The organism is Achromobacter seleniivolatilans (genome assembly GCF_030864005.1).
Taxonomy (GTDB): Bacteria; Pseudomonadota; Gammaproteobacteria; order Burkholderiales; family Burkholderiaceae_B; genus Achromobacter; species Achromobacter seleniivolatilans.
On the sequence record NZ_CP132976.1, the window covers coordinates 4,293,762 to 4,319,209 of the forward strand.

Sequence of the window (25,448 nt, forward strand, 5' to 3'; positions counted from 1 at the left end):
AAGCCGCGAACCTCACGCCGCCCTGACTCCAATCGCCACGACCCGGGCCGTGAACTCCTTCAACAGCTCTTCGCGCCGTACAGCCGCACGTTCCATCGCCGCTGCCTTCACGTGTCCATAACCCCGGATCTCCTCCGGCACACTCGCCAGCGCCACGGCACGATCCAGATTGCCACGGTTCAGCTTTGACAGAATTGCGGTCAGCGTTTCCCGGTACTCCTGTATCAACGCGCGTTCCGCACGGCGCTCTGCGGTGTATCCAAACAGATCCAGCCTGGTCCCGCGCACCCGGCGGCATTTCGCCAGCAGACGGAACACCCTCAGCATCCCTTGCCCGTAGCTGCGCTTGATCAAATGCCCGTCTTTGTCTCGCCGCGCGAACAGCGGCGGCGCCAGATGAAATTGCAGTTTCCAGTCGCCTTCGAACTGAGCGCCGACGCGCTTGACGAACTCGCCATCCGAATACAAGCGCGCAACTTCGTATTCATCTTTGTAGGCCATCAGCTTGAAGTAATAGCGCGCCACGGCTATCGCCAACCGATGGGTGCCCGTCGTCTCGTGTTCGGCATGGGCCACCTTATCCACCAGATCGGTGTACTGCTTGGCGTAGGCCGCGTCTTGGTACTGCGCAAGGAATGCCTTGCGCACCGCGACGATCTGCGCCAATTCACCTGCGGGCTTTTTCAATTCCGTCACGGGGCTGGCCGTACGCGGGCGTTTGATCTCGATGATGTCTTCACGCGGCGCCAGCGGCACGCCGCCATTCGCAAGCAAACGCGCCACATCGGCCATATCGTGCGCGGCGCGCCGGCCCCAGGCAAAAGCCGCCAGATTGTTTGGCACTTGCTGGCCATTCAACTCGATGGCGCGCAACAGCGCGTCTTGCGACAAAGGAATCCAGCCTTTCTGGTAGGCATAACCCATCATCAGCGGATTGGAATAGATGGCGTCGCCCAGCAAGCCGACAGCGATCGCTGACGCATCGACCGTATTCAGATTATCTTTGCCGCATGCAGCTTGCAGGTCCGCCGTCAGATTGGCGCCCGGCAGTGTCCAATCAGGATTGCTGACGAAGGCTGCGGTGGGTGCGGTGTCGGTATTCAACAGCGCGCGCGTGCGCCCTGGGCGCAAGCGAGCCATGGCGTCGGCGCTGGTCGCCACAACCAAATCGCCTGCCAGCAGCAGATCGGCCTCGCCCATGGCGACCCGCGTATTCATCAGGTGGTCTGGCGTGGCCGCAAGCACCACGTGCGAATACACGGCGCCGCCCTTTTGGGCCAGACCCGCCATGTCCAGCACCGAACAGCCCTTGCCCTCCAGGTGCGCTGCCATCCCCAACAACTGGCCGATGGTGACGACACCGGTTCCGCCCACACCCGCGATGAAAACTCCGTAGGACTGATCCAGGCCCGGCACACGCGGATGCGGCACGCCTTCGTCGATGACACCCGTATGCGACAACGCTTGCGGCTTTCTCAGCTTGCCGCCTTCCACCGTCACAAAGCTGGGGCAAAAGCCCTTCAGACAGGAAAAATCCTTGTTGCAGCTGGATTGGTTGATCGTGCGTTTGCGGCCGAGTTCCGTCTCCAAGGGTTCCACCGACAGGCAATGCGATTTCTGCGAACAATCACCGCAGCCTTCGCACACGCGCTCATTGATGATGACGCGGCGCGCGGGATCGGGATACGCATTGCGCTTGCGGCGGCGGCGCTTCTCGGTAGCGCAGGTCTGATCGTAGATCAGCACCGACGCGGCCGGATACTCGCGCAATTCGCGCATCACGGCATCCAGCTCGTCGCGATGCTTGACCGGCACGCCCGGCGCAAGGTCGGTGACGAACTTGTACTTATCGGGGTCGTCAGTGACCACAACAATTTTCTCGATGCCTTCGGCAGCCATCTGCCGGCTGATCATTGGCACGCTGATGGGACCGTCCACCGGTTGTCCGCCCGTCATCGCGACGGCGTCATTGAACAGGATCTTGTAAGTGATTGGCACCTTGGCCGCGACTGCGGCGCGGATTGCCAGCAGACCCGAATGGAAATAGGTGCCGTCCCCCAGATTGGCGAAAACGTGTTTCTCTTCCGTGAACGGCGCCTGGCCCACCCACGGCACGCCTTCGCCGCCCATCTGCGTGTAGACCTGCGTATTGCGGCCCATCCACGTCACCATATAGTGGCAGCCGATGCCCGCCATGCCGCGCGAGCCTTCAGGCAAACGCGTAGAGGTATTGTGCGGACAACCCGAACAGAACCAGGGCTTGCGGTCTTCGACGATGCGCGGACGCGCCAGCGCCTGTTCGCGCTCGCGTATGAACGCCAGATGGGATTCGATGCCGGCGCGCACATCTTCGGGCAGTTCAAATCGCAGCAGCCGCGCCGCGATTGCTCGCGCCACGATCGCGGGCGAAAACTCGTAATGCGCCGGCAGCAGCCAATTGCCTTGCGGCACCGACCATTCACCGCCGTCCTTGTCGTCGAACTTTCCGGCCACGCGCGGAATCTTCTTGCCGCTGCCGATCCAGCTGAACAGCTCTTCCTTTAGCTGGTATTCCAGTACCTGGCGCTTTTCCTCGACCACCAGAATTTCGTCCAGCCCTTCGGCAAAGTGCTGCATGCCGGTGGACTCAAGCGGCCAGACCATGCCCACTTTGAACAAGCGCAGCCCGATGCGCTGGCAGACGGCTTCGGACAGGCCCAGGTCTGACAGCGCCTGGCGCGTATCCAGATAGGCCTTGCCGGACGTCATGATGCCGAAGCGCGCATCGCGCTGCGGCACATGCCACAGCTCACGATTCAGCTTGTTGGCGCGCACATAGGCCAACGCGGCGTAAAGCTTGTAGTCCAACAGGCGCGCCTCTTGTTGCAGCGGCGTGTCCGGCAAGCGGATGTTCAGGCCATCGGCGGGCAGCACGAAGTCTTCGGGCAACAGGATCTGCACGCGGTGCGGGTCCACGTCCACCGACGCCGAGACCTCGACGATATCGGTAATACATTTCATGCCGACCCACACGCCGGCATAGCGGCTCATCGCCCAGCCATGCAGGCCGAAGTCCAGCACTTCCTGGACGCTGGACGGAAACAGCGCCGGGATCATACAGGCCTTCAGAATATGGTCGCTCTGATGCGGCAACGTCGACGATTTGGCCGGGTGATCATCACCCGCCACGACCAGCACGCCGCCATGGCGCGCCGTGCCCGCCGCATTGGCATGCTTGAACACGTCGCCGCAACGGTCTACGCCGGGGCCTTTGCCGTACCACATGCCAAAGACGCCGTCGTACTTGGCCCCCGGAAACAGATTGACCTGCTGCGAACCCCACACCGCCGTGGCCGCCAGATCTTCGTTGATACCCGGCTGGAACTCAACGTGATGGGCCTTCAGGTGCTTGGCCGCTTTCCACATGTTCTGGTCCACGCCGCCCAACGGCGAACCGCGATAGCCGGACACAAATCCCGCCGTATTCAGCCCTGCCCGCGCATCCCGCACACGCTGCATCATGGGCAGGCGGACCAGGGCGTGGATACCGCTCATCCAGGCGCGGCCAGAATCCAAGGTGTATTTGTCGTCCAGCTGGACGGATTCAAGCGCCGCGCGAATGGCGGGCGAGAGGGGGGCATTCATGTCTACTCCAAGATCCTGGATGCCCCCACCAGCGTCGCGTATCGCTCATCAAACGTACACGCGGGCCAACAAGGGCCGTGAAAGTGAAGTTCTGGCGCGTTTGCGCTTCTGATTCTTCCGGTTGTAACCGGTCGCCCCACCCCCGGCAATAGGGCGATGCGATAATTGCCGTCATGGACTTCGCCCCTCGTATCGTCGCCTGGCAGCGCCAGCATGGCCGCCACGATCTCCCCTGGCAAAACACGCGCGACCCGTATCGGATCTGGTTGTCCGAGATCATGTTGCAGCAAACCCAAGTCGCCACCGTGATCCCGTATTACGAGCGCTTTCTTCAACGCTTTCCAGACGTGGCGGCGCTTGGCGCAGCTGACCAGGAAGACGTGATGCCGTATTGGGCCGGACTGGGTTATTACGCCCGCGCCCGCAACCTGCATCGTTGCGCAGTGGAAATCATGCGCGACTGGAACGGCCGCTTCCCGCCAACCGCCGAAGCCATCACCACCCTGCCCGGCATCGGCCGGTCGACCGCCGCCGCCATTGCGGCGTTCGCCTATGGCGAGCGCTCACCCATTCTGGACGGCAACGTCAAACGCGTATTCACGCGGCACTTTGGCATTGCTGGCGATCCGTCCAAACGCGAAGTCGAGCAGCGTTTGTGGGCGTTGGCGGAAGCGCAGGTCGAGGCCGCGCCCGGTCTGGACATGGCGTCCTACACGCAAGGGTTGATGGACCTGGGCGCCACGCTGTGCACACGCGGAAAACCCGCCTGCGACAGGTGTCCCATGGCTGACAGTTGTATCGCCCGCCGTGACGGCCGTCAGGCAGAACTGCCGACGCGCAAAGTGCGCAAGGCCATTCCGGAACGCGAAACCTGTATGTTGGTGCTGCAACACGAAGGATCTTTTCTGTTGCAGCAACGGCCTGAACCCGGCATCTGGGGCGGGCTGTGGAGCCTGCCGGAATTTGACGTGGCGGATGATCCTGACAGCGCGTCGCGCGCGTTGGGCCTGGAGCCCGAGCAGCGTTATGAACTGGCTGCCTTCGCCCATACCTTCACGCACTACCGGCTGCATATCCGCCCATGGCTTGTACCCGTGCGCGCAGTCAGCCTGCGTGAATCGGCGCTGCCTGAACGTTGGGTGCCAGCGGACAAGCTGGAATCGATGGCGCTGCCCGCGCCCGTCAAGAAGCTGCTGCAAGGGCTGGTGGACGCCGGCATGCAGAACAGTCTGTTCACCACGAGCAAAACCTGACGCGCCAGGGCCTTCGCCCTAGACCGGCGTCTGCTGGCCGCCGCTCAACAGCATCACAAGCTTCAAGTCCGGGTGCGTTGCCAACCGGAACGTGATCTGCTGAAAGGCCAGCTTGCCGTCACGGGGGTGCTGGAATTCCCGCAGCCCCCCTTCGCGCTCCACCACGGCGTGGCGCGTCCACCAATGCGCAAACACCGGGCTTTGCCGGCTCAAGCTATCCAGCAATGCCAGCACCCCGGACTCGTCCAGATGCGCGCCTGCGTCGGCGCGAAACTCCGCCACCACGCGGCGCGCGCGCTGGTCCCAATCCACCACCAGCTCGCGGGCGGCATCGTCCAGGAAGATGTAGCGCAGCAAATTCGGTTCCGGATCACGCGTGGGCCAGTCATCAAAGAGATCGCGCAGCGGCTCGTTGTACGCCAGCACGTTCCACGCGCGGTCCAGCACGTAAGCTGGCGCATTGATCGCATTGACGCATTCCTGCAAAGGCCCCGGCGTGCCGCCGCCGTCGTCCCGGGCGTGCTGGGGATCGGCGCAGTCGGCCAGGTCAAACAGATAGGCGCGCTCGGCGCGCGCCAGTTGCAACACCCCCGCAATGCGCGACCAGACCGATGGCGATACCGAGACCTCGCGCCCCTGCTCGATCCAGGTGTACCAAGTAACGCTGATGCCGCAAAGCTGCGCGACTTCTTCACGCCGCAAGCCGGGCGTGCGACGCCTCATGCCTTCGGGCAGACCCGCCATTTGAGGCGTGATGCGGGAACGGGCGCTGCGCACGAATTCGCCCAAGGCCTGACGACGCAAGGGCGAACCGTCTTGGCTGGTGGCGGCACTAAGGGGGGAAGTAGTCATACCAGGATAAGCAATGGACTTGTACGTGTATACGGACGCGCCTATCTTAGCGCCTGCGCCCTTACTTTCCGCTTTCCCCTTCAAAGGATTTTCATGACCGCCAGCACCCATGACGCCGCTGTGGACCGCCAGTTCAGCCCTCGCGCCACCGCCTACCTGACCAGCGCCGTTCACGCCCAAGGCGAAGACCTGCTGCAAATGGCCGGCATCGCCCGCCAGCATCCTGACGCACGCGTACTGGACCTGGGCTGTGGCGGCGGTCACGTGAGCTTTCACGTGGCGCCCGAGGTCAAGCACGTCACCGCCTACGATCTGTCGCAACAGATGCTGGACGTGGTGGCAGGCGAAGCCGCCAAGCGCGGCTTGGCGAACCTGGCGACCTGTCAGGGCAAGGCTGAATACCTGCCCTTCGCTGACGGCGAGTTTGATCTGGTGATGTCGCGTTATTCCACGCACCACTGGCAGGACGCCGGACGCGGCCTGCGCGAAGCCTTCCGCGTGCTCAAGCCGGGCGGCATTGCGGTATTCGCCGATGTGGTGTCGCCGGGCGAACCGTTGCTGGACACCTGGTTGCAAACCATTGAAGTGCTGCGCGACACCTCGCACGTGCGCGACTATTCCGTGGCCGAGTGGACTCGCATGCTGACCGAAGCCGGTTTCACGCTGCAAGGCCTGGTCCCGCGCCGCCTGCCGCTGGAATTCCAGACCTGGGTCACTCGCATGCGCACGCCCGACACGCTGGTGGCCGGGCTGCGCCACATGTTCGGCATCGCGCCGGACGTGGTGCGCGCGCATTTCGACGTACAAGAAGACAGCTCCTTCACCAGCGACACGGCAACGATCGTGGTGAAGAAGCCCGGCTGATTCAGCCCACTTTCGACGGGGCCAGCGCGGCCAATGCGCCGGCCACTCCCTGGCTGCGCAGAGATTGCGCCGCCTGCGCCACGGCCCGCACAAAACGCGGGTCCTGGCCCAGATCGCCGAAGACGGAAGCCAGCCCGGTCAGCGATGTGGCCCAGGCCAGCATGGCCGCCGGTCCCTTGCCCGCCTGTTCTCCTGCCTGTTCTCCTGCCTGCTCTTTGGCTTGCTCGTCCGCCTGCGCCGCTGCCTGCTCTGCCAAGAGGTACTGGCGCGCCAGCGTATCGGCCATCGGGTCCTGGATGTCGTAGCGGCGGCCGGCTTGATCCACACCACGCAAGAAATGCAGCCAGCCCGCAACAGCCAACGCCAATCCAGGAATCGGCTGATCCGCGGCCAAACGCGCCCGCACCGTATCCAACAGTCGTTGCGGCATCTTCTGCGAACCATCCATCGCGATCTGCCGGGTCTGGTGCTTTAGCGCCGGATTGGCATAACGCTGCAACAGCCGCGCTTGGTATTGCGCAAGGTCCAACCCAGGCAAAGCGGGCAAGGTCGGCACAATCTCGTCGCGCATCAACTCGGCCAGATAGCGTCTTAACGCAGGCTGCGACACCGCCTGATCCACGGTGCTCCAGCCCGCCATGACCGACAAATAGGCCAGCGCGGAATGCGCGCCATTGACCATGCGCAGCTTCAGCGTTTCAAAGGGTGCGGCCTGGTCCACGAATCGGGCGCCCCCCACCGTCCAGTCAGGGCGGCCGGCGGCGAACTGATCTTCAATCACCCATTCCAGATAGGGTTCTGCCAACACGGGCCAAGCGTCTCGCAAACCGATGGCCGCTTCAACACAACTCCGGTCTTCGTCTGTTGTGCGCGGAACGATCCGGTCCACCATCGAACAAGGAAAGGCGCATGACGAGGCGATCCACGCCGCCAGCCCCCCATCGACTTGCCCAGCGAAGGCCAACACCATGCCCCGCAGCAGATGACCATTGCTGGGCAGATTGTCGAGCGACAACAGCGTGACGGGACCCAGCCCCGCCGCCCGCCGCCGTTGCAGCCCCCACACCAGAAAACCGATGGTGCTGCGGGGTGCGGCCGGTTGCGACAGGTCATGCACGATATCTGGATGCCCCAGGTTCAACTGCCCGGTGGCCGGATCATGGCAATAACCTTTCTCTGTGACGGTAACGCTGACGATGCGCGTATCCGCATTTGCGATGCGGTCAAGCACGGCCTGCGGGTCCTCGGGCGCGACCAGCGTTTCCAGCAGGCAGCCAATCACCGCCGCCTGCTGTTCCGCTTGACCGGCTGCGTTGGCGCTTCTCAGCGCCAAGGTATACAAGCCGTCTTGCGGCGCCAACGCGTCACGCGTATCGGTCTGGCGCAGCGACACACCGCAGATGCCCCAGCCCCGATCCGCGCCCGCATGCAGCGCGGCTTCATTCACTGCCGCCAGATGAGCGCGTGCAAACGCGCCCAAGCCCAGATGCACAATGCCCGCGCGCAGTGCGCCGCGCACGTATGCGGGACGTGCAACGCCCTGCGCCAGCGCGTCCAGGCGGGCGGGGTGCAGCCGTGCGGCGGGATGCGGCGGCGGCGCGGCTACCAATTCCATAACGTGCCGTCCTGTTGCAAGCGGTTCACCGGCAAATAGGCGCGCTTGTACGGATACTTGGCCGCCAGCTTTTCGTCGATATCCACCCCGTGACCGGGCACATCGCCCGGATACAGCATGCCCTGATCAAACGTGTACGAATGCGGGAAGACGGCATCGGTCTCATCCGTGTGGCGCATGTATTCCTGAATGCCAAAATTGGGCACCCACAAGTCAAAATGCAGCGCGGCCCCCATGCAGACCGGTGACAGATCGGTCGCGCCATGGCATCCGGTACGCACCTGATACAACGAGGCCAGATCGGCGATGCGGCGCAAATGCGTGATGCCGCCTGCGTGGACGACGGTTGTGCGGATGTAATCAATCAGCTGGTTCTGGACCAGGTCCTTGCAATCCCAAATGGAATTGAAGATTTCACCTACGGCCAAAGGCGTGGTGGTGTGCTGACGGATCAAACGGAAGGCGTCCTGGTTTTCAGCAGGCGTGGCGTCTTCCATCCAGAACAGGTTGTAGGGCTCCAGCGACTTGCCCAGCCGGCCGGCCTCGATGGGCGTCAATCGATGGTGTACGTCATGCAGCAGATGGTGATCAAAACCCAGCTTTTCACGGATGCGCTCAAACAGTTTGGGCGCATGGCGCAAGTACTTCTCGGTGGACCAGTCGTGCTCGCTGGGCAGATCGGCATCCGCGGGTTCATAGAACAAATTGCCCCGGCCCACGCCATAGACCTTGTCCAGTCCGGGCACGCCGCTTTGCGCACGAATGGCGCGATAGCCCATGTCTGCATAGCGCAGCACTTCGTCCACCGTGTGCTCGATGTCCGATCCATTGGCGTGACCATAGACCATCACGCCGCTACGGCTCTTGCCGCCCAGCAGCTGGTACAGCGGCAGCCCGGCCGCCTTGGCCTTCAAATCCCACAGCGCTGTATCCACCGCGGCGATCGCGGTCATGGTGACCGGCCCGCGCCGCCAGTAGGCGCCTTTGTACAGGTACTGCCAGATGTCTTCGATCTGATGCGCGTCGCGCCCGATCAGGCAGGGAATGACATGTTCGGTCAGATAGGCCGCCACGGCCAGTTCGCGCCCGTTCAACGTGGCGTCGCCAATACCGGTCAGGCCCTGGTCGGTTTCGATCTTCAGGGTCACAAAGTTGCGGCCCGGCGAACAAACAATCACGCGTGCGTTCGTAATTTTCATCATAGGTTCCGAGGAAACGGGAAAGGCTCTGGGCCTGTTCACACAATAAGAAGACTCGCGCCGCCCTAGCCTTCCCAGCCCAAATGGCTAAGGAAGTCTCTGGTACGGGCGACCTGCGGGTTGTCGAAAATCTGCGTGGGCGGACCTTGCTCCAGGATGGCGCCGTTTTCAAACACCACCACCCAATTGGCCACCCGCCGCGCAAAGCTCATTTCGTGCGTTACGACAATCATCGTCATGCCTTCTTGCGCCAGCTTCTTCATGACGTTCAGCACTTCGCCCACGGTTTCAGGGTCCAGCGCCGACGTCGGTTCATCGAACAACATCACTTCGGGTTCCATGGCCAAGGCACGCGCAATCGCCACGCGCTGCTGCTGCCCTCCGGACAGATTGGCCGGAAAGTTTGCCGCCTTCGTGGCCAGGCCTACCTTTTCAAGCAGCGCCATCGCCCGGGCGCGCGCTGCCTCTTGCGTCATGCCCAGCACGGTGATCGGTCCCATCGCCACGTTGTCCAGCGCGGACTTGTGCGGAAACAGTTCAAAGCTCTGGAACACCATGCCCATGCGCTGGCGTACCTTGCGCACTTCCGACTCAGCCTCCGGCAGCGCCACGCCGTCCAGCGAGACTTTGCCGCCATCCAGCTTTTCCAGCGCGTTGGTGCAACGCAAGAGCGTGGACTTGCCCGAGCCGGACGGCCCGATCAGACACATCACCTCGCCCTTGTTCACTTGCAAAGACACGTCGTTTAACGCCACAAAATCGCCATAGACCTTGCGTACGTGTTCATAGACCAGCACGGGCGGCTGATCCGCCCCCTTGCGCTGGACCGATGCTGCCGCAGCATCGGCTGCCGCAACGGCTTCTTGTTCCAGGATCATGTCGTTCATTCTTTGACTCCGTATTTGCGATGGATCCAATCGACCAGCTTGGCTTGGGGATAACCCATCAACCAATAGATCACCGCCATCGCGGTCAGCATTTCCAGCACGCGGAAGGTCTGCGCGCGCACCTGCATGGATGCATAGGCCAGTTCACTGACCGCAATCACCGATACCAGTGACGTGTCTTTGAACAGCGAAATCCAGGTACTGGCCAGCACCGGCAGAATGCGGCGCGCGGCTTGCGGAATCAGCACCTTGAACATGGCTTGGCGACGCGACATGCCCATTGCCAGCGCGGCCTCCATCTGCCCCTTGCGAATCGAATTGATGCCGGCGCGAAAGGTCTCTGAGTTGTAGGCCGACACATTCAGCACGAGTGCCACCAGCGCTGTCGTCACCGCCGAAAACTGCACATCCAGCGCCATGGGCATCACATAGAACGCCCAATAGATCACCAGAATCAGCGGCAAGTTGCGGAAGAACTCCACGATGGCAACAGCAATGCCATTGGCCAGCCGGTTCGATGACAGACGCATCAGCGCCAGCACGATCCCACCAGGCACCGCCAAAGCCATGGTCACGACTGTCAGCATGATGGTCATGGCTGCGCCTTGCAGCAGGACCTGGCGCGAGTCCCAGATAATTCCCCAGTCCAGATTCATGAGCGCCCCAGATGTGCGTAGCGTTGATACAGCCGGTCCACGCCGCGCGTGACCGGGAACAGAATCACGAAGTACGCAACGATCACCGCGGTAAAGACTTCAATGGGCCGGTAGCTTTGGCCAGCGATGGTCTCGGCTTTGTGCATCAGCTCCGGCACCGCAATCACCGTGGCGATAGCGGTGTCCTTGATCGCTACCGTCAACACTGACCCAAACGCCGGCAACATGCGGATGGTGGCTTGCGGCAGAATGATCTTGCGCAACGCCTGGGCGCGCGACATGCCCAGCGCCAGGCCAGCACGCATCTGACCCGGGCGCACCGATTCAATACCGGCGCGTATCACCTCGGCCGAATAGGCTGCTATGTGCAAGGTCAGCGCTACCAGAGCGGCCCAGAACGGCGCAAAAGTCACGCCCGCCATCAGCGGGAAGGCGAAATAGATCCAGACCAGCACGACCAGAACGGGAATTGCGCGCATGCTGTCGATGTAGAACACCAGCAACACGCGCAGCCAACGCGGTCCATACAGGCGCAATAACGCGATCACCAAGCCCAGCACAATGCTGGACAGCGCGGTCACAGCGCTGAGTGCCACGGTGATGCCCAGGCCACCGGCGAAGAATCGCCAGTTCTCGACAATCGGGGAAAAATCGAAATCCATAGGATCTCCGTGAAACTAGCGCGCGGACAACGGCCGGCGGTTCAGAACGTCACCATGACTTTCATGGCCTGATGGCGATCCGCCGCCAGTGCAAACGCGTCATGCACGTTCTGCACCGGCACCGCCGCGGTCAGCAGCGGCGATACATCGAGCAGGCCGCGGCTCAGGTAGTCCACGGCCCAGGCGTATTCGTCCACAAAGCGGAAGCTGCCAATCACGGACAAGCTCTTGACCATGATCTGGTTAAAGGGGCATTGCTCGCTGCTGCCGTTCAGCGTGCCCACCGTGACGACGACACCGCGCGGACGCGCCGCCCGGATGCAGTTGGCCAGCCCAGCGTAATTGCCAGACGCCTCAAAGCACACATCGACTGTGCCCTTGCCCGCCGCCAACGCATCGATGGCGCCGGGGTCGGTGGCGGCATTGATGGTGCGCGTTGCCCCCACTCGGGCGCACGTGGCCAGCGTCTGGTCCACGATGTCCACCACAATCACCTGACTGGCGCCGGCCAGCCGCGCGGCCATCAGAATCAGCGCGCCTATCGGACCCGCCCCCACCACCATGACGGTCTTGCCCAGCAACGAACCCGCGCTGCGCACTGCGTGCAAGGCGACCGCCAGCGGTTCGCCAAAGGCTGCCAGTTCAAACGACAGGCTGTCCGGCACCGGCAGGCATTGCTTTTCTTGCACCACCACCTGTTCGCGCATCGCGCCCTGCATGTGCGGATAGCGGCTGGCGCTGCCGAAAAAATGCACCGCTTCGCAGTGATTGGAATCACCTTGTCGGCAATAGCGGCAGATGCCGCAGGTGCGCGCCGGGTCGAGTGCCACGCGGTCGCCCGGCTTGACGGCGGTAACAGCCGCGCCCACTTCAAGCACCTGACCCGAGGCCTCATGGCCCGGCGTCAGCGGCTCGCGAATGACAAAGTCGCCCACTCTGCCGTGACGGTAATAATGCAGATCCGACCCGCAGATGCCCACAGCCTTGACACCGACGCGCACCTGCGTCGGCCCCAGCGGCTCGGGCGCTTGTTCGTCCAGGCGCAGGTCCTGGGCCCCATGAATGGCGCAGTTCAACATGATGCGTGCCTCACTTCAGCGTTTGGGTCATGCGCACTTCTTCGGCGGCCAGCTGTGGATGCATGCGCGCTTCCACCTTGCGCAGCCAGTCCAGATAGACCGCTTGGTCCTTGGCGACGCCCATGCCCGCGTCGATCGCAAAGATCTTGCTGTCCTGGCAGTCGTTTTCTTTGGGGAACACCGCCAGCCCTTTGACCTTCTTGCTGATGTTGGGCCACAGCATGCGGTTCAGCGGCGCCACGTCGGACCGGCCAGCCAGCACTTCTTCAATCGGCGCGACCGAGCCGGAATTCGTCACCCCGCGCAGCTTGGCGTTGGGAAAGTTCTGCAGTACCAGCGGCTCTTCACCCGCACCGGAGAAGTAGGCCATCGTGATGCCCGGCTGGTTGAAGTCTTCAACCTTGGTGGCGTTGGTGAACTTGGGGTTGGACGCCAGCCCGAACATGCAGACGCTGGTGTTGGAGAAGGTGACGAAGTCGATGATCTTGGCGCGCTCGGCGTTCTGGTTCAGCGGACCGATCATGATGTCCATCTGGTTGGCAATCAGCGCAGGCACCTTGGTTTCATGGCTGACCTGCACGGGCACGATCTTCACATCCAGCAGACGCGCGAACTCCTTGCCCAGCAACCACGACGACCCCATCCACGGCTCCCCGGAACCGCTGGTGTTCTGCACCAGCCAAGGCGGGTTGTTGACCACGCCGACTCGCAGCACGCCGGCTTTGCGGATCGCATCGATGCGGGGGCTTTCGCCCGGCGCGGGCGGCGTCTGCGCGTGCGCGGTTGCTGCGCCCGCCAACATGACGGCGGACAGAAAGAAGCGCACGGTGGTCAGGCGCGAGGGTGAACGTTGTTGCATGACATGCTTCCTTGTTGTGATCCCGGCCGGCCATTGCCCTGGGGCGGCGCGTCCGGTACCGGCGTGTTTAAGCGCCGGCGGTATCGCCAGATCCGCACGCGCCACGCGCGTACTTGAGTAATTCGGATGGAAAGCGGCCGGACGGCCTACTTGCTCTGTTCGATGATGCGCATTTCGTCTGCCATCAGCGTGGGCTTCATCGCCTCCGCCACCTGCCGCAGCCAGGCCAGATAGCCGGGTTGATTCTTGTCGATCGCCAGTCCAACGGGCGATGCCTTCTCGGTGCTCTGCTGGCAGTTCGCCTCGGCCGGAAACACCACCAAGCCGCGCACCTTGTGGTTCAGCCCTACCCAGGGCACGCGATTGATCGGTGCGGCGTCGGCGCGCTTGGCCATGATTTCCTCGATGGGCGCGGTCGCGCCGGAGTTCGCCACGGCACGCAGACGGGCTTTGGGAAAGCGCTCTTTCACCCAAGCCTCTTCGGCCCCGCCCGTGAAATAGGCGATGGTGATGTCAGGCTGGTTCAGTTGATCGACCGAGGTGATCTTGGCCAGCTTGTCGTTTCCCGCCCGGCCAAACATGCAGACGCTGGTTGCGGAATACAGCACGAAGTCCACGACTTTCAGCCGTTCGGCTGTTTCTGCCAGCGGGCTGACGGTCATGTCTACCTGATTGGCCGCCAGCACCGGCACCTTGGTCTCATGCGATACCGGCACTGCGGTGACTTTGACGCCCAGCTGCCGCGCATACTCCTTGGCCAGCAACCAGGCGGGGCCGCTCCATGCTTCGCCGCTTTTGCCGGAGATGTCCTGAATCAGCCAGGGCGCGTTTTGCAGCACGCCCACTCGCAACTCGCCAGCCTTGCGGATCGCGTCAATACGCGCGCTTTGCGCGGGCAGCGCAACGTCCTGCGCCAACGCCGGCATCGCCGCCGCCAGCATTGCAGCCGCCGCCCAGCGGGCAAACGCGCTGCTCCCCTTGTTCTGTTGCTGCATCCTTTGTCTCCTGAACTTGAAAAGCCCGGGTCCGGGGCGCGGTATCTTCCACGCTCTGCCGGGGGCTGCCTGCGGTACGGTTAGCGCCACCCCTGCGCGAATTCGCCGATCACGCGCTCAAGATGGCCGCGCATCGCCTGTCTTGCGGCCTGCGCATCGCCGGCAACCAGCGCGCTGAATATGCGCTGATGGTCTTCCTGCGATGCCTGCCGCAAGTCCTGAGTATGAAAATGCTGTTCAATCTTTTCCCAGATCGGCCCTTGGGCCTGATCCCACATGGACGTCACGGTTGCCAGCAGCACGCTGTTGCCCGTGGACTGCGCAATGTGCAGATGGAAACGGCGGTCGGCCTCTTCATTGGCCGCCTTGTTCATCATCTGTTCGCGCATGGCCGTCAGCGCTTCAAAGATGCGATCCAGATCAGCGTCATTGCGAGTGGTCGCGGCCAGCGCCGCAATTTCGGATTCAATCAGGCAGCGGGCGCGCAGCAATTCGAACGGTCCGGCGCCGGCCTCTTGAGCGGCGGGCAGCCGGGCAATGCCGGGCTTGGGTTCACAGACGTAAATTCCCGAACCGCCTCGCACTTCCACCACCCCTTGCAGCTCCAGCGCAATGATGGCTTCGCGCAGCGACGTGCGGCTGACATCAAAGCGTTCCGCCAGCGCGCGTTCGGCGGGCAAGCGCTTGCCGGCTTCGAATTCGCCCTGTGCGACCAGGGCCTGAATTTGAGCAGCAAGCCGGACATAGGCGCGGTCCGCAGCCGGCTTGCTGGCCGGCTCTTCGGGTTTGGGGATCAGTTGCAATGTCATGGCGATCAAAAGTGGTTGGACCAAATAGTAAATGGTTCACCACTTTTGAGCATCATGGTTTACCACTATCAAGGTGGTAAACCGTAGAGTCGCCGCACGCCAGAGGAGCTGCCGTCAACGCGGCGTCATTAGCGAACTTATGCCCCCAAATTTCTGAATCATCCTATGGACGGTGCGCGGGCAAATTCCCAAGATGACCGGCTTGGCTTCTTGCATTCCGCAAGGGGAGCATTGGCATGCCCTATTCATCCGAGCTGCGCTTCACGTTTGAACCCGTTTGCGGTGCAGCGTTCGACGTCATTGAGTTCACGCTGGACGAAGCCTTGTCCGAGCCTTTCCGGCTGTGCGTGGAACTATCCAGCTTCGATCCATCGCTGGACTTCGGCAGCATGCTGGATCAGCCCGCCTTGTTGACGCTATGGCGCGGTACAGACCCCGTGCGCCACGTTCACGGCATCGTGACCGAGTTCGAACAAGGCGATACCGGCTTTCGCCGCACCCGATACCGCGCGATTGTTGAACCATCCCTAGCGCGGATGGCATTGTGCTCCGACTGGCGCATCTATCAGCAACTGTCCGTGCCCGAGATCCTGGCCGACGTGATCAAGCGTCACGGCATCACTAACTACGAGCAGGTCACGACCCACGAACACCTGCCACGGGAATACTGCGTGCAGGCGGGGGACACAGACTTGCAGTTCCTGTACAGACTTGCCGCCGAAGAAGGCTATTTCTATCGCTACGCCCATACCCGCAACAGTCACCGTTTGATTCACGGAGATCGCATCTACGTCCACGGCGAGATCGCGGGCGGCCCGGTCGTCTACCAACCCGCGCCGGGCGGTGATCCGGCCGAGCCGGCATTGCGCCGGTTTACCTACGCCGAGCGCGTGCGCACCGCTGTCCAAACCCAGCGCGACTACACCTACACGCACCCGCAATACGGGCAGGAACATACGCCCGTGGCGGCGAACCTGAACCATCAGGACACCCGCTACGAACGCTACGACTACCCAGGCCGCTACAAACGCGACGAAGTCGGCAAGCCCTTCACGCTCAACCGCCTGCTGGGCCGGCGCCGTGATGCGCGGGTCGCCCAGGTGGAAGGCAACGATGCGCGTTTGATCCCAGGCGTGGCGTTCGACCTGACGGATCATCCCCGCGAGGACTGGAATCACGGCTGGCGTCCCGTACGCATGCGGCATCACGGCGTACAGCACACGAGCCAGGAGGAAGATAGCGCGGGCGCCCAGCAAGGCACGCAGTACCGCTACAGCGCCGACATCGTGCCCGACAAAGTCGATTGGAAACCGGAACCCGCCCCTAAACCCCGCATCGACGGGCCGCAGATCGCCACCATCACCGGTCCGCCAAACGAAGAGATTTACTGCGACGACTTCGGCCGAGTCAAAGTGCAATTCCCGTGGGACCGCCTGGGCAATCAGGACGAACACAGCTCATGCTGGATCCGCGTGTCACAGAACTGGGCGGGCGCAATCTGGGGCCACATGGCCATTCCCCGCATCGGTCAGGAAGTCATCGTGGACTTCCTTGATGGCGATTGCGACCAGCCCATCATCACCGGACGCACCTATCGCGCCACCAACCTGCCGCCTTACGAACTGCCTCGGCACAACATTCTGAATACCGTAAAGAGCAAGGAACACAAAGGCAACCGCGCCAACGAATTGCGGCTGGACGACACGTCCGCTGAAATCAGCGCGGCGTTGATGAGCGAACACGGCGCCACTGAATTACACCTGGGATATCTGACGCACCCCCGGCCAGCAGGCGGCGCGCCACGCGGCGAAGGCTTCGAGCTACGCACCGATGAGCACGGGGCGCTACGCGCAGCCAAGGGTTTGCTGCTGACCACCGAGGCCCAGATGAAAGCGCGCGCGGGCCATCTGGAGCGCTCGGAAGTGGTCAGCGTGTTGGAAGCCGCACTGGAATTGGCGCGAAACCTGGGCGGCTACGCGGGCGAGCATGAAGGGGTAACCCACGACGCCAAGCCACAGCAATCGCTTACCGAAGCTGTCCGCGACTTGGGCCACGGCGCCAACGACCAAGCAGACGGCGCGGGTCGCGGCGGCCAAGCCGCCATCGCCATCAGCGCGCCCGCCGGCATCGCAGCGGCAACGCCCGCAACCATTGCGCTAAGCGCCGGCAAGCACATCGACGCCATCGCGCAACAGCATCTGCAAATGACGGCCGGTGAAAAAGTGGTGATCAATGCCGGCGGAGACATGGGCCTGTTCAGCCAGGGCGGCAACCTGCGCCACATTGCGCACCAAGGCGAATTACTGCTACAGGCGCAGCACAACCATATCCGCATTCAGGCGGACCAAAGCGCGGAGATCACATCCAGCAAACAGCACGTGCTGATTGCTGCGGAGAAGCACATCACGCTGTTGTGCGGCGGCGCCTACATCAAGATGGCCGATGGGAATATCGAGTTGGGCATGCCGGGGACGCTGACGGTGAAGGCGGCCAAGCATGAGTTTGTGGGGCCAGGATATGCGTCGATTGAGGCGAACAGTTGGCCCCAGTCTACGTTTGATGAACGAGTACGAATTGTCCGAAACGGCACCCCCGTACCGAATTACCGATACGCCATTATTCGCAAAGATGGGGCGCAAATGGAAGGCATTACGGACGCCGATGGCTGGGCTGATCTGCAAAGAGGTCTCACCATGGAACCGTATGATTTTGTTTTATTGGGGCCCGCTGAATGATAAGAACGCTTTCTTTCCAAGGGGCAGATCGAGGGCATCTGTTCGGAAGCAACTTGCGCATTCGCCGTTCCAATGCGACGGGAGATCTATGAATGGCACAGCCGACACATCAAATCGCAACAACACTCTCGCCGGAAGGCACGGAAACTGCGCATGTGTTAATGAGCTCCGAATCCAATACGCGCCGGTGTCACATCGAGGTGCCTCCGGACAGAGCGATTCCCGTAATTTTCGTTCCGGGAATTATGGGAAGTCCTTTGTTATCCCTGTCATCCGCAAGCGAGCTCATCAAACAGAAAACGAAATGGGCGTGGTATCCGGACAAGCCCTTATGGATGGCGAATCTCCGCGGCAGCTACACCAACCTCAGCCCCGCAGAAAGAAAACGCCTGTTGAACCCTGCTACGACAAGAGCGCTATCAGAGGCAAGCACCCGCGGGATTATGGAACCCGAAAATAGCGCAGAGGGCCGCGAGTTACGGGCCTTGTTAAAGAGTCATGTGAAAACGCTTTGGCCTGACGAAGCCATACGCCGCGGCTGGGCATCAGTCATGGTCAGCTCCTATGGGCCGATACTTGATTTCTTAGAAGCACAGTTGCGATTCATTGCCACCCCTGAATGCAAGCCATATCCAGGCATTCTTCGCAGCATGCCCCACGACCCTTCCGAGTGGGGGCAGCTAACAGGCTACGCCCCGCTAAATCAAGCAGCACTGAGCAAGGCAAGTAAGTTTCAATATCCTGTGTACGCGGTTGGCTATAACTGGCTTGAATCAAACGATCAAGCGGCCGATCACCTTGCCAACTGCATACGCGCAATCATGGCCCGATGCGAGGCGACCTTGCCCGTGAAGTGCAGGCACGGCGCCATATTAGTGACTCATTCCATGGGTGGGCTGGTGGCCCGCATGTGCGCAAAACGGAATCCTGATCTTATTCAAGGAGTGGTACACGGCGTGCAACCTGCCCTAGGCGCCGCTACCGCATATCGCCGGGTACGCGCCGGGTGGGACTGGAAAGCAAGCTGGAATCCTAAAGACACCGTCGTCTCCATGCTAGGGGCCAATGCATTGGCGGAAAGAGGGCATGAACTAATGCCTGTTTTCGGGAATGCGGCAGGACCATTGGAACTGCTGCCCAACAAGCAATACGGCCAAGGATGGTTAAAAGTGATATGTGAGGGAAAAGAAATTTTCAGTGCCCCCTCCATCAACTTCGAAGGCATCGCAAACCCCTATTCGGATATATATCTGAACTCCACGGCGTGGTGGCGTCTGATGTTGCCTGGATGGCTGGACCCGCCCGAAGACAGCGACTCGAAAACCGACCGAACCCACTCCGTTCATGCTGCATGGAAAAACTACTCAGAACAGATTCGCGCCGCGGAAGCGTTTCATAATCTTCTGGCTGATTACTACCATCCGAACACCTATTCGCACTATGGCGCAGACGAACAGTACAAGGCATTTCACCGCATCACTTGGAAGCTGACTGTGGGAAACGTTCCCTCGCAGACGCATGGTCTTCCCAGCACCCGTCTTCCAGTGCCGACAGCCGAGCAAGCGATGAACTTGCGGCTGGTCACGGACAACATGGCCGGCAGAGTAACAATGATCAACGACCAAAGCGAAGCGCAGTGGCTGGAACAACACGGCTGGGGAATCACGCATGACACTCGCGGCGATAGGTACATGGCAGACCTCCAGGGTCAGGACGAAGCGGGAGACGAGACGGTACCTGCGCATTCAGCCGCGGCGTCGGGTCACAAAGCAAAGTTTGTCGCCCGCATGACGGGCTTTGGGCATCAAGACTCGTACAAAGACGCCAAAGTACAAGCGGTCACTTTGTATTCAATTCTTCGTATTGGCGCAACGGCAATCGAACTCCCTCGGGCATGAACCGCAAATACCTCATACACATTCTGCTAACCGCCTGCCTGATCGCCGCTACAGCCGTTGGCATTGATCAATGGCGACTGGCCCATCCACAAAGGGTTCATGCGATGACAACGCTGACAGAGAACATGCGCACGCACTGTATTGGTCGACTACAGATTGACCTTCCTGATGGCACGACCACACCTGCCAATGCCAGTGGCGCCATTGTCCGCGGACTGGATGTGAGCGTAACCACCGGCGTCAGTCGTCAGCGCTATGAGGAAATACTGGAAGCTCGCTGGCAAGCGCTTCAGGGGTTAACGCACGACAACTACGGAAAGCAATACATCCGTCCTTCCGAAAAAATCGGTTCCAACGAACTTGGATTCATCTTCGCGTACCAATATAAATCGTTGCATGTTCCCGACCTCTACGGGGTCTGGGCCAACCGTATATTTCACAACGCTGAAGGATATGTCTGGCTGGATGGCGCATTGGTGAAGATCCGATCAGACGTTGACGGGAAAGATCTGATTTCGCAGTTGCTGCCGGCTATTTCGGCGCGGTCGCCGGAACAGTTTCCGACGCAAGCCGGTCTCTGCCTGGATGGCATTTTCATCGCTGAACCGTACAACATGGAAAGGGATGAATCCGTCACCTGGAAATTCAATCTTCCTCGGAACATGACCGCCGTGATACGTCACACGAAGGTCTGGGGACCCGCGCGATCTATCACAAAGAGAGCCAGCGCTTCGGCTGCGTTCAGGGCGGCCTACCTGGCATCCCGATCATCTGACCAAGTATTCAAAGAGCACATGTTCCGAATCGCCAATCGCACGGTTGGTGAATTGGTTGGAGAAGAGGTCGTGGTGGGAAGCCTGGAAGGGGCATCGGACGCCCCCTACCAAACGCAGATCGGAGGGACATGGGAATTTCCCGGCAGAGGAGCAGATTCGCCCGCGCCACAAATCGTGGTGGATTTGTCGGTATTCGGCATAGAAACGAACGACATGCCCTCCCCCGCCGGCGGTTTCCCTAAAATTGAAGATATGCCCAACGGCCCGACAGAAGAAGAGTTCTTTGAAGTTTGGGATGCCATGGTCGCCAGCACCCGAATCCGTAGCGGTGCGTTGACACCTCCTCGACCCGTTGAAAGTCCACCGTCCCCGGTGTCAAGCGCGCAGGCCGAGGCAAACCAGAAACTCATGGATGATTTTCTAAGCACCGATGAACACGGAATGCTTTGGAAACCTGTGGACGACTAAAGCTGCTGACAGCGCGTCCGCATTGACGGCGCATTGCGCCCGGCATGCCGGGCGCAATGCGCATCAGCCCAGATTCGGCGACAGCGTACGCTTCAGGTCTTCAATCGTGCGGCCGCTGCGCTTGGCATAATCTTCCACCTGATCTTCCCCGATCACGCCCACGTTGAAGTATTGAGAATCCGGGTGGCTGAAGTAGAAGCCAGAGACGCTGGACGCCGGGAACATGGCGTAGCTGTCGGTCAGCATCATGCCGATGTCAGCACCGTCCAGCACGCGGAACATATCGGTCTTGACCACGTGTTCCGGGCAAGCCGGATAACCCGGCGCGGGGCGGATGCCGACGTATTTCTCGGCGATCATGTCTTCGTTGGAAAGCGCTTCATCGGGCGCATAACCCCACAAGTCCTGGCGCACGCGGGCGTGCAGGCATTCAGCGAAACCTTCGGCCAGGCGGTCGGCCAGGGACTTCAGCATGATGCTGGAATAGTCGTCCAGCGCCTTTTCGAACTCGGCTTCTTTCTTCTCGATACCCAGGCCGGCCGTAACGGCGAACATGCCGATGTAGTCGATCTTGCCGGAGGACTTGGGCGCGATGAAGTCGGACAAGGACTTGTTGCTGACGCCCTCGCGTTTGGCGCCTTGCTGGCGCAGGTTGCGATACGTAAACAGCACTTCGCTGCGCGTCTCGTCCTTGTAGATTTCGATGTCTTCGTCGTTGACGCTGTTGGCCGGATAGAAGCCGACCACGCCGTTGGCGGTCAGCCAGCGGCCTTCGACGATGCGCTTCATCATGGCCAGACCGTCGGCGTAGACCTTGCGGGCCTGCTCGCCCACGACCTTGTCGTCCAGGATGGCGGGGAACGGGCCGAACAGGCTCCAGGTCTGGAAGAACGGACCCCAGTCCACGTACTTCACGATTTCGGCCAGGTCATAGCTCTTGAACGTGCGGCGGCCGATAAACTTGGGGCGCGGCGGGGTGTAGTTGTCCCAGTCGATCACGGGACGCGAGGCGCGCGCATCTGCCAGCGGCAGGATCGGCGTGGCCTTGCGATTGGCGTGACGGCGGCGCACTTCTTCGTACTCCTGGGCCAGATCCGCCAGCCAGGTTTCCGATTGATCCGACATCAGGTTGGTAGCCACGCCCACCGAACGGCTGGCGTCCGGCACATAGATAACCGGGCCGTCGTAATGCGGCGCGATCTTCACGGCGGTGTGCACGCGGCTGGTGGTGGCGCCGCCGATCATCAGCGGCACCTTGCGGCTGCGGAAGTATTCGTCGCGCTGCATCTCGGATGCCACGTACGCCATTTCTTCCAGGCTGGGCGTGATAAGCCCGGACAAGCCGACGATGTCGGCCTGTTCTTCCTTGGCCTTTTCCAGGATCTGCGCGCAGGGCACCATCACGCCCATGTTCACGACTTCGAAGTTATTGCACTGCAAGACGACCGACACAATGTTCTTGCCGATGTCGTGCACATCACCCTTGACGGTGGCGATGACGATCTTGCCCTTGGCGCGCACATCGCCGCCGGCAGCTGCGATCTGACGCTTTTCTTCTTCAATGAAGGGAATCAGGTGGGCCACGGCCTGCTTCATGACGCGCGCGGATTTAACCACCTGCGGCAGGAACATCTTGCCTTCGCCGAACAGGTCGCCGACGACGTTCATGCCGTCCATCAGCGGGCCTTCAATGACTTCGATCGGGCGGCCGCCGCGGTCGAAGATCTTCTGGCGCACTTCTTCGGTGTCTTCGACGATAAAGGCGGTGATGCCATGCACCAGCGCGTGCGACAGGCGCTTTTCGACTTCGGCGTTACGCCAGGTCAGATCTTCTTCGCGTTTGGCGCCCGAGCCTTTTACCGTGTCGGCGAACTGCACCAGACGTTCGGTCGGCGTGCGTTCGTCATCGGCTTCGGTCTTGCCGACGGGTTCGGGCCGGTCCAGCACCACGTCTTCCACCAGATCGCGCAACTTGGGATCGAGATCGGCGTACACGCCCAACTGGCCGGCGTTGACGATGCCCATCGTCATGCCTTCCTTGACCGCGTAGTACAGGAAGACGGTGTGGATGGCTTCGCGCATGGCCTCATTGCCGCGGAACGAGAAGCTGACGTTGGACACGCCGCCCGAAATGCGGGCATGCGGCAGGTTGTCGCGTATCCAGCGGGTGCCTTCAATGAAGTCCACCGCGTAGTGGTTATGCTCGTCGATACCGGTTGCCACGGCAAAGACGTTGGGATCGAAAATGATGTCTTCCGGCGGGAAGCCTTCTTCTTCGACCAGAATCTTGTAGGCGCGGCCGCAGATTTCCTTGCGGCGCTCAAGCGTGTCGGCCTGACCCAGTTCGTCGAATGCCATGACCACCACGGCGGCGCCGTAGCGGCGGCACAGGCGCGCCTGGCGGCGGAAGGGCTCAAGCCCTTCCTTCATGGAAATCGAGTTCACAACCGGCTTGCCCTGCACGCACTTCAGGCCGGTCTCGATCACGTCCCACTTGGAACTGTCGATCATGACGGGCACGCGAGCGATGTCGGGTTCGGACGCAATCAGGTTCAGGAAGCGGTGCATGCACGCCACCGAATCCAGCATGGCCTCGTCCATGTTGATGTCGATGATCTGCGCGCCGTTCTCGACCTGCTGGCGGGCAACGGCCAGCGCCTCGTCGTATTTTTCTTCGCGGATCAGGCGGGCAAACATCTTGCTGCCCGTCACGTTGGTGCGTTCGCCCACGTTGACGTACAGCGTGTCTTCGTCGATGTTGAGCGGTTCCAGGCCGGACAGGCGCGTCTTCACCGGAATGTCCGGCACGGCGCGCGGCGTCAGCGCGGTGACCTTGTCGGCAATCGCGCGGATGTGGTCGGGCGTGGTGCCGCAACAGCCGCCCGACATGTTCACCAGTCCGGCGCGGGCGAATTCCTCCAGCAGCGCGGACGTATCGGCGGGCGTTTCGTCAAAGCCCGTTTCGGCCATGGGGTTGGGCAGGCCGGCGTTGGGATACACGCAAACGTAGGTGTCGCTGATTTTGGACAGCTCGGCCACATACGGGCGCATCAATGCGGCGCCCAGCGCGCAGTTCAGACCCACGGTGATGGGGCGCGCGTGGCGTATTGAATTCCAGAAGGCTTCGACGGTCTGGCCTGACAGAATGCGGCCGGATGCGTCGGTGACGGTGCCCGAGATCATCACGGGCAGGCGGACGCCCCGCGCTTCGAAGACTTCTTCGGTGGCGAAGATCGCGGCTTTGGCGTTCAGGGTGTCAAAAATGGTTTCGATCAGGACGATGTCGATGCCGCCGTCCAGCAAACCATTGAGCTGCTCTATATAGGCAACACGCAGTTCGTTGAACGTCACGTTGCGGGCGCCCGGGTCGTTCACGTCAGGCGAGATCGATGCCGTCTTGGGTTGCGGGCCCAGGGCTCCGGCCACAAAACGCGGCTTGTCCGGGGTGCTGAACAGGTCACAGGCCTCGCGCGCCAGCTGCGCGGACACCAGGTTCAATTCGTAGGCCAGTTCCGGCAGGTCGTAGTCGCCCTGCGCAATGGTGGTGGCGCCGAAGGTGTTGGTCTCAATAACGTCAGCGCCGGCTTCCAGGTACTGCCGATGGATCTCGGAGATCACGTCGGGCCGCACCAGCGACAGCAGTTCGTTATTGCCTTTGACGTCCTTGCCGTGATCGGCAAAACGCTGGCCGCGGAAGTCGGCCTCGCCCAATTTGTAGCGCTGGATCATGGTGCCCATCGCGCCGTCCAGGATCAGGATGCGCTTGCCCAATAGACGGGCGAATTCGCTGCCCTGGGTATAGGCTTCGGGCGGGTAAGGCAGACGGGGATACGACACGGGGCAGATCCAGCAATGGGTTGGCTTCGGTATTGAAGTTGTGGCTAAAAAGCAAAAACCACTGGAAAAACAAGACCCGATCGTAACAAAACGGGCTCTGTTACGCCCTGTAGTGATACAGTTTCGGCCCCGAACCGGTGCTTTCGGCGCAACAGGCTTGCAAGAACGCAACACTTGCCAGCCGCGCGCGAAAGATAAACGGGAAACAGGAAGACGCCCGCCAGGGCTGCCGCAGCGCCCACAAGGCGGCGCGAAGTCCCGGCGTCCAGCCTGTGCTGCCCCCGCAACGGTCCCCATGAGCGCATACCGCCCATGGCAGCCCGATACCGGCCTGTTCGATCGTCAGGATGTCCATTCAACGCCGCCAGGCTTCATAGCCC

Annotated in this window: 17 protein-coding genes; 5 read left to right on the forward strand and 12 right to left on the reverse strand. The window is 61.5% G+C overall.

Translation table 11 applies throughout. The features are described from left to right. Positions 1 to 12: 12 nt before the first annotated feature. Positions 13 to 3,624: an indolepyruvate ferredoxin oxidoreductase family protein gene (locus RAS12_RS19375; RefSeq protein ID WP_306938169.1), complete on the reverse strand. Its 3,612-nt coding sequence runs from the start codon at positions 3,622 to 3,624 to the stop codon at positions 13 to 15. Between the two features lie 173 nt (positions 3,625 to 3,797). Here RAS12_RS19375 and mutY point away from each other — a divergent pair, with 173 nt between their 5' ends. Next, positions 3,798 to 4,877: an A/G-specific adenine glycosylase gene (gene mutY, locus RAS12_RS19380; protein WP_306938170.1), complete on the forward strand. Its 1,080-nt coding sequence runs from the start codon at positions 3,798 to 3,800 to the stop codon at positions 4,875 to 4,877. 18 nt (positions 4,878 to 4,895) lie between these two features. Here mutY and RAS12_RS19385 read toward each other — a convergent pair whose 3' ends face one another. Next, positions 4,896 to 5,729, reverse strand: coding sequence for a helix-turn-helix transcriptional regulator (locus RAS12_RS19385; RefSeq protein ID WP_306938172.1), 834 nt, complete (start codon positions 5,727 to 5,729; stop codon positions 4,896 to 4,898). A 93-nt stretch (positions 5,730 to 5,822) separates the two neighbouring features. Between RAS12_RS19385 and RAS12_RS19390 the strand changes: the two genes are divergently transcribed. Next, entirely contained in the window at positions 5,823 to 6,593 is a 771-nt protein-coding gene (locus RAS12_RS19390) for a class I SAM-dependent methyltransferase (protein WP_306938174.1), read from the forward strand. 1 nt (position 6,594) lies between these two features. Here RAS12_RS19390 and RAS12_RS19395 read toward each other — a convergent pair whose 3' ends face one another. The 9 genes from RAS12_RS19395 to RAS12_RS19435 all read right to left on the reverse strand — a co-directional run bounded on the left by RAS12_RS19395 (position 6,595) and on the right by RAS12_RS19435 (position 15,354). Beyond that, positions 6,595 to 8,208 (reverse strand): mannitol dehydrogenase family protein, encoded by a 1,614-nt coding sequence (locus tag RAS12_RS19395; protein WP_306938175.1) that lies wholly within the window; start codon positions 8,206 to 8,208, stop codon positions 6,595 to 6,597. Continuing rightward, positions 8,196 to 9,407, reverse strand: a complete 1,212-nt coding sequence (manD, locus tag RAS12_RS19400) for a D-mannonate dehydratase ManD (RefSeq protein ID WP_306938176.1) — start codon at positions 9,405 to 9,407, stop codon at positions 8,196 to 8,198. The genes RAS12_RS19395 and manD overlap by 13 nt, the downstream gene beginning before the upstream one ends. A 65-nt stretch (positions 9,408 to 9,472) precedes the next feature. Next, positions 9,473 to 10,285, reverse strand: a complete 813-nt coding sequence (locus tag RAS12_RS19405) for an amino acid ABC transporter ATP-binding protein (protein WP_306951526.1) — start codon at positions 10,283 to 10,285, stop codon at positions 9,473 to 9,475. A gap of 5 nt (positions 10,286 to 10,290) precedes the next feature. Beyond that, on the reverse strand, positions 10,291 to 10,950 hold the full coding sequence (locus RAS12_RS19410; protein WP_306938177.1) for an amino acid ABC transporter permease: 660 nt from the start codon (positions 10,948 to 10,950) through the stop codon (positions 10,291 to 10,293). Continuing rightward, complete coding sequence (locus tag RAS12_RS19415) at positions 10,947 to 11,612, reverse strand: amino acid ABC transporter permease (RefSeq protein WP_306938178.1); 666 nt, start codon at positions 11,610 to 11,612, stop codon at positions 10,947 to 10,949. Before RAS12_RS19415 ends, RAS12_RS19410 begins: the two co-directional genes overlap by 4 nt. A 41-nt stretch (positions 11,613 to 11,653) precedes the next feature. Next, on the reverse strand, positions 11,654 to 12,691 hold the full coding sequence (locus RAS12_RS19420) for an L-idonate 5-dehydrogenase (RefSeq protein WP_306938179.1): 1,038 nt from the start codon (positions 12,689 to 12,691) through the stop codon (positions 11,654 to 11,656). A gap of 10 nt (positions 12,692 to 12,701) precedes the next feature. After that, positions 12,702 to 13,550, reverse strand: coding sequence for a transporter substrate-binding domain-containing protein (locus RAS12_RS19425; protein WP_306938180.1), 849 nt, complete (start codon positions 13,548 to 13,550; stop codon positions 12,702 to 12,704). A 146-nt stretch (positions 13,551 to 13,696) separates the two neighbouring features. Next, positions 13,697 to 14,545, reverse strand: coding sequence for a substrate-binding periplasmic protein (locus tag RAS12_RS19430; protein WP_306938181.1), 849 nt, complete (start codon positions 14,543 to 14,545; stop codon positions 13,697 to 13,699). Positions 14,546 to 14,625: 80 nt separating this feature from the next. Then, positions 14,626 to 15,354, reverse strand: coding sequence for a FadR/GntR family transcriptional regulator (locus RAS12_RS19435; protein ID WP_306938182.1), 729 nt, complete (start codon positions 15,352 to 15,354; stop codon positions 14,626 to 14,628). Positions 15,355 to 15,590: 236 nt separating this feature from the next. Here RAS12_RS19435 and RAS12_RS19440 point away from each other — a divergent pair, with 236 nt between their 5' ends. From RAS12_RS19440 to RAS12_RS19450, 3 genes are all read left to right on the forward strand, one after another. After that, the gene (locus RAS12_RS19440) at positions 15,591 to 18,089 is read left to right on the forward strand and encodes a type VI secretion system Vgr family protein (RefSeq protein WP_306938183.1); all 2,499 of its coding nucleotides are present in this window, start codon (positions 15,591 to 15,593) and stop codon (positions 18,087 to 18,089) included. A 92-nt stretch (positions 18,090 to 18,181) separates the two neighbouring features. After that, the gene (locus tag RAS12_RS19445; protein ID WP_306938186.1) at positions 18,182 to 19,987 is read left to right on the forward strand and encodes an alpha/beta fold hydrolase; all 1,806 of its coding nucleotides are present in this window, start codon (positions 18,182 to 18,184) and stop codon (positions 19,985 to 19,987) included. Next, a complete protein-coding gene (locus RAS12_RS19450) occupies positions 19,984 to 21,231 on the forward strand; it encodes a T6SS immunity protein Tli4 family protein (protein WP_306938188.1) in 1,248 nt (415 codons plus the stop codon). Before RAS12_RS19445 ends, RAS12_RS19450 begins: the two co-directional genes overlap by 4 nt. 63 nt (positions 21,232 to 21,294) lie before the next feature. Here the strand turns inward: RAS12_RS19450 and metH are convergent, their stop codons facing one another. After that, positions 21,295 to 25,068, reverse strand: coding sequence for a methionine synthase (metH, locus tag RAS12_RS19455; RefSeq protein WP_306938190.1), 3,774 nt, complete (start codon positions 25,066 to 25,068; stop codon positions 21,295 to 21,297). Positions 25,069 to 25,448: the final 380 nt, after the last annotated feature.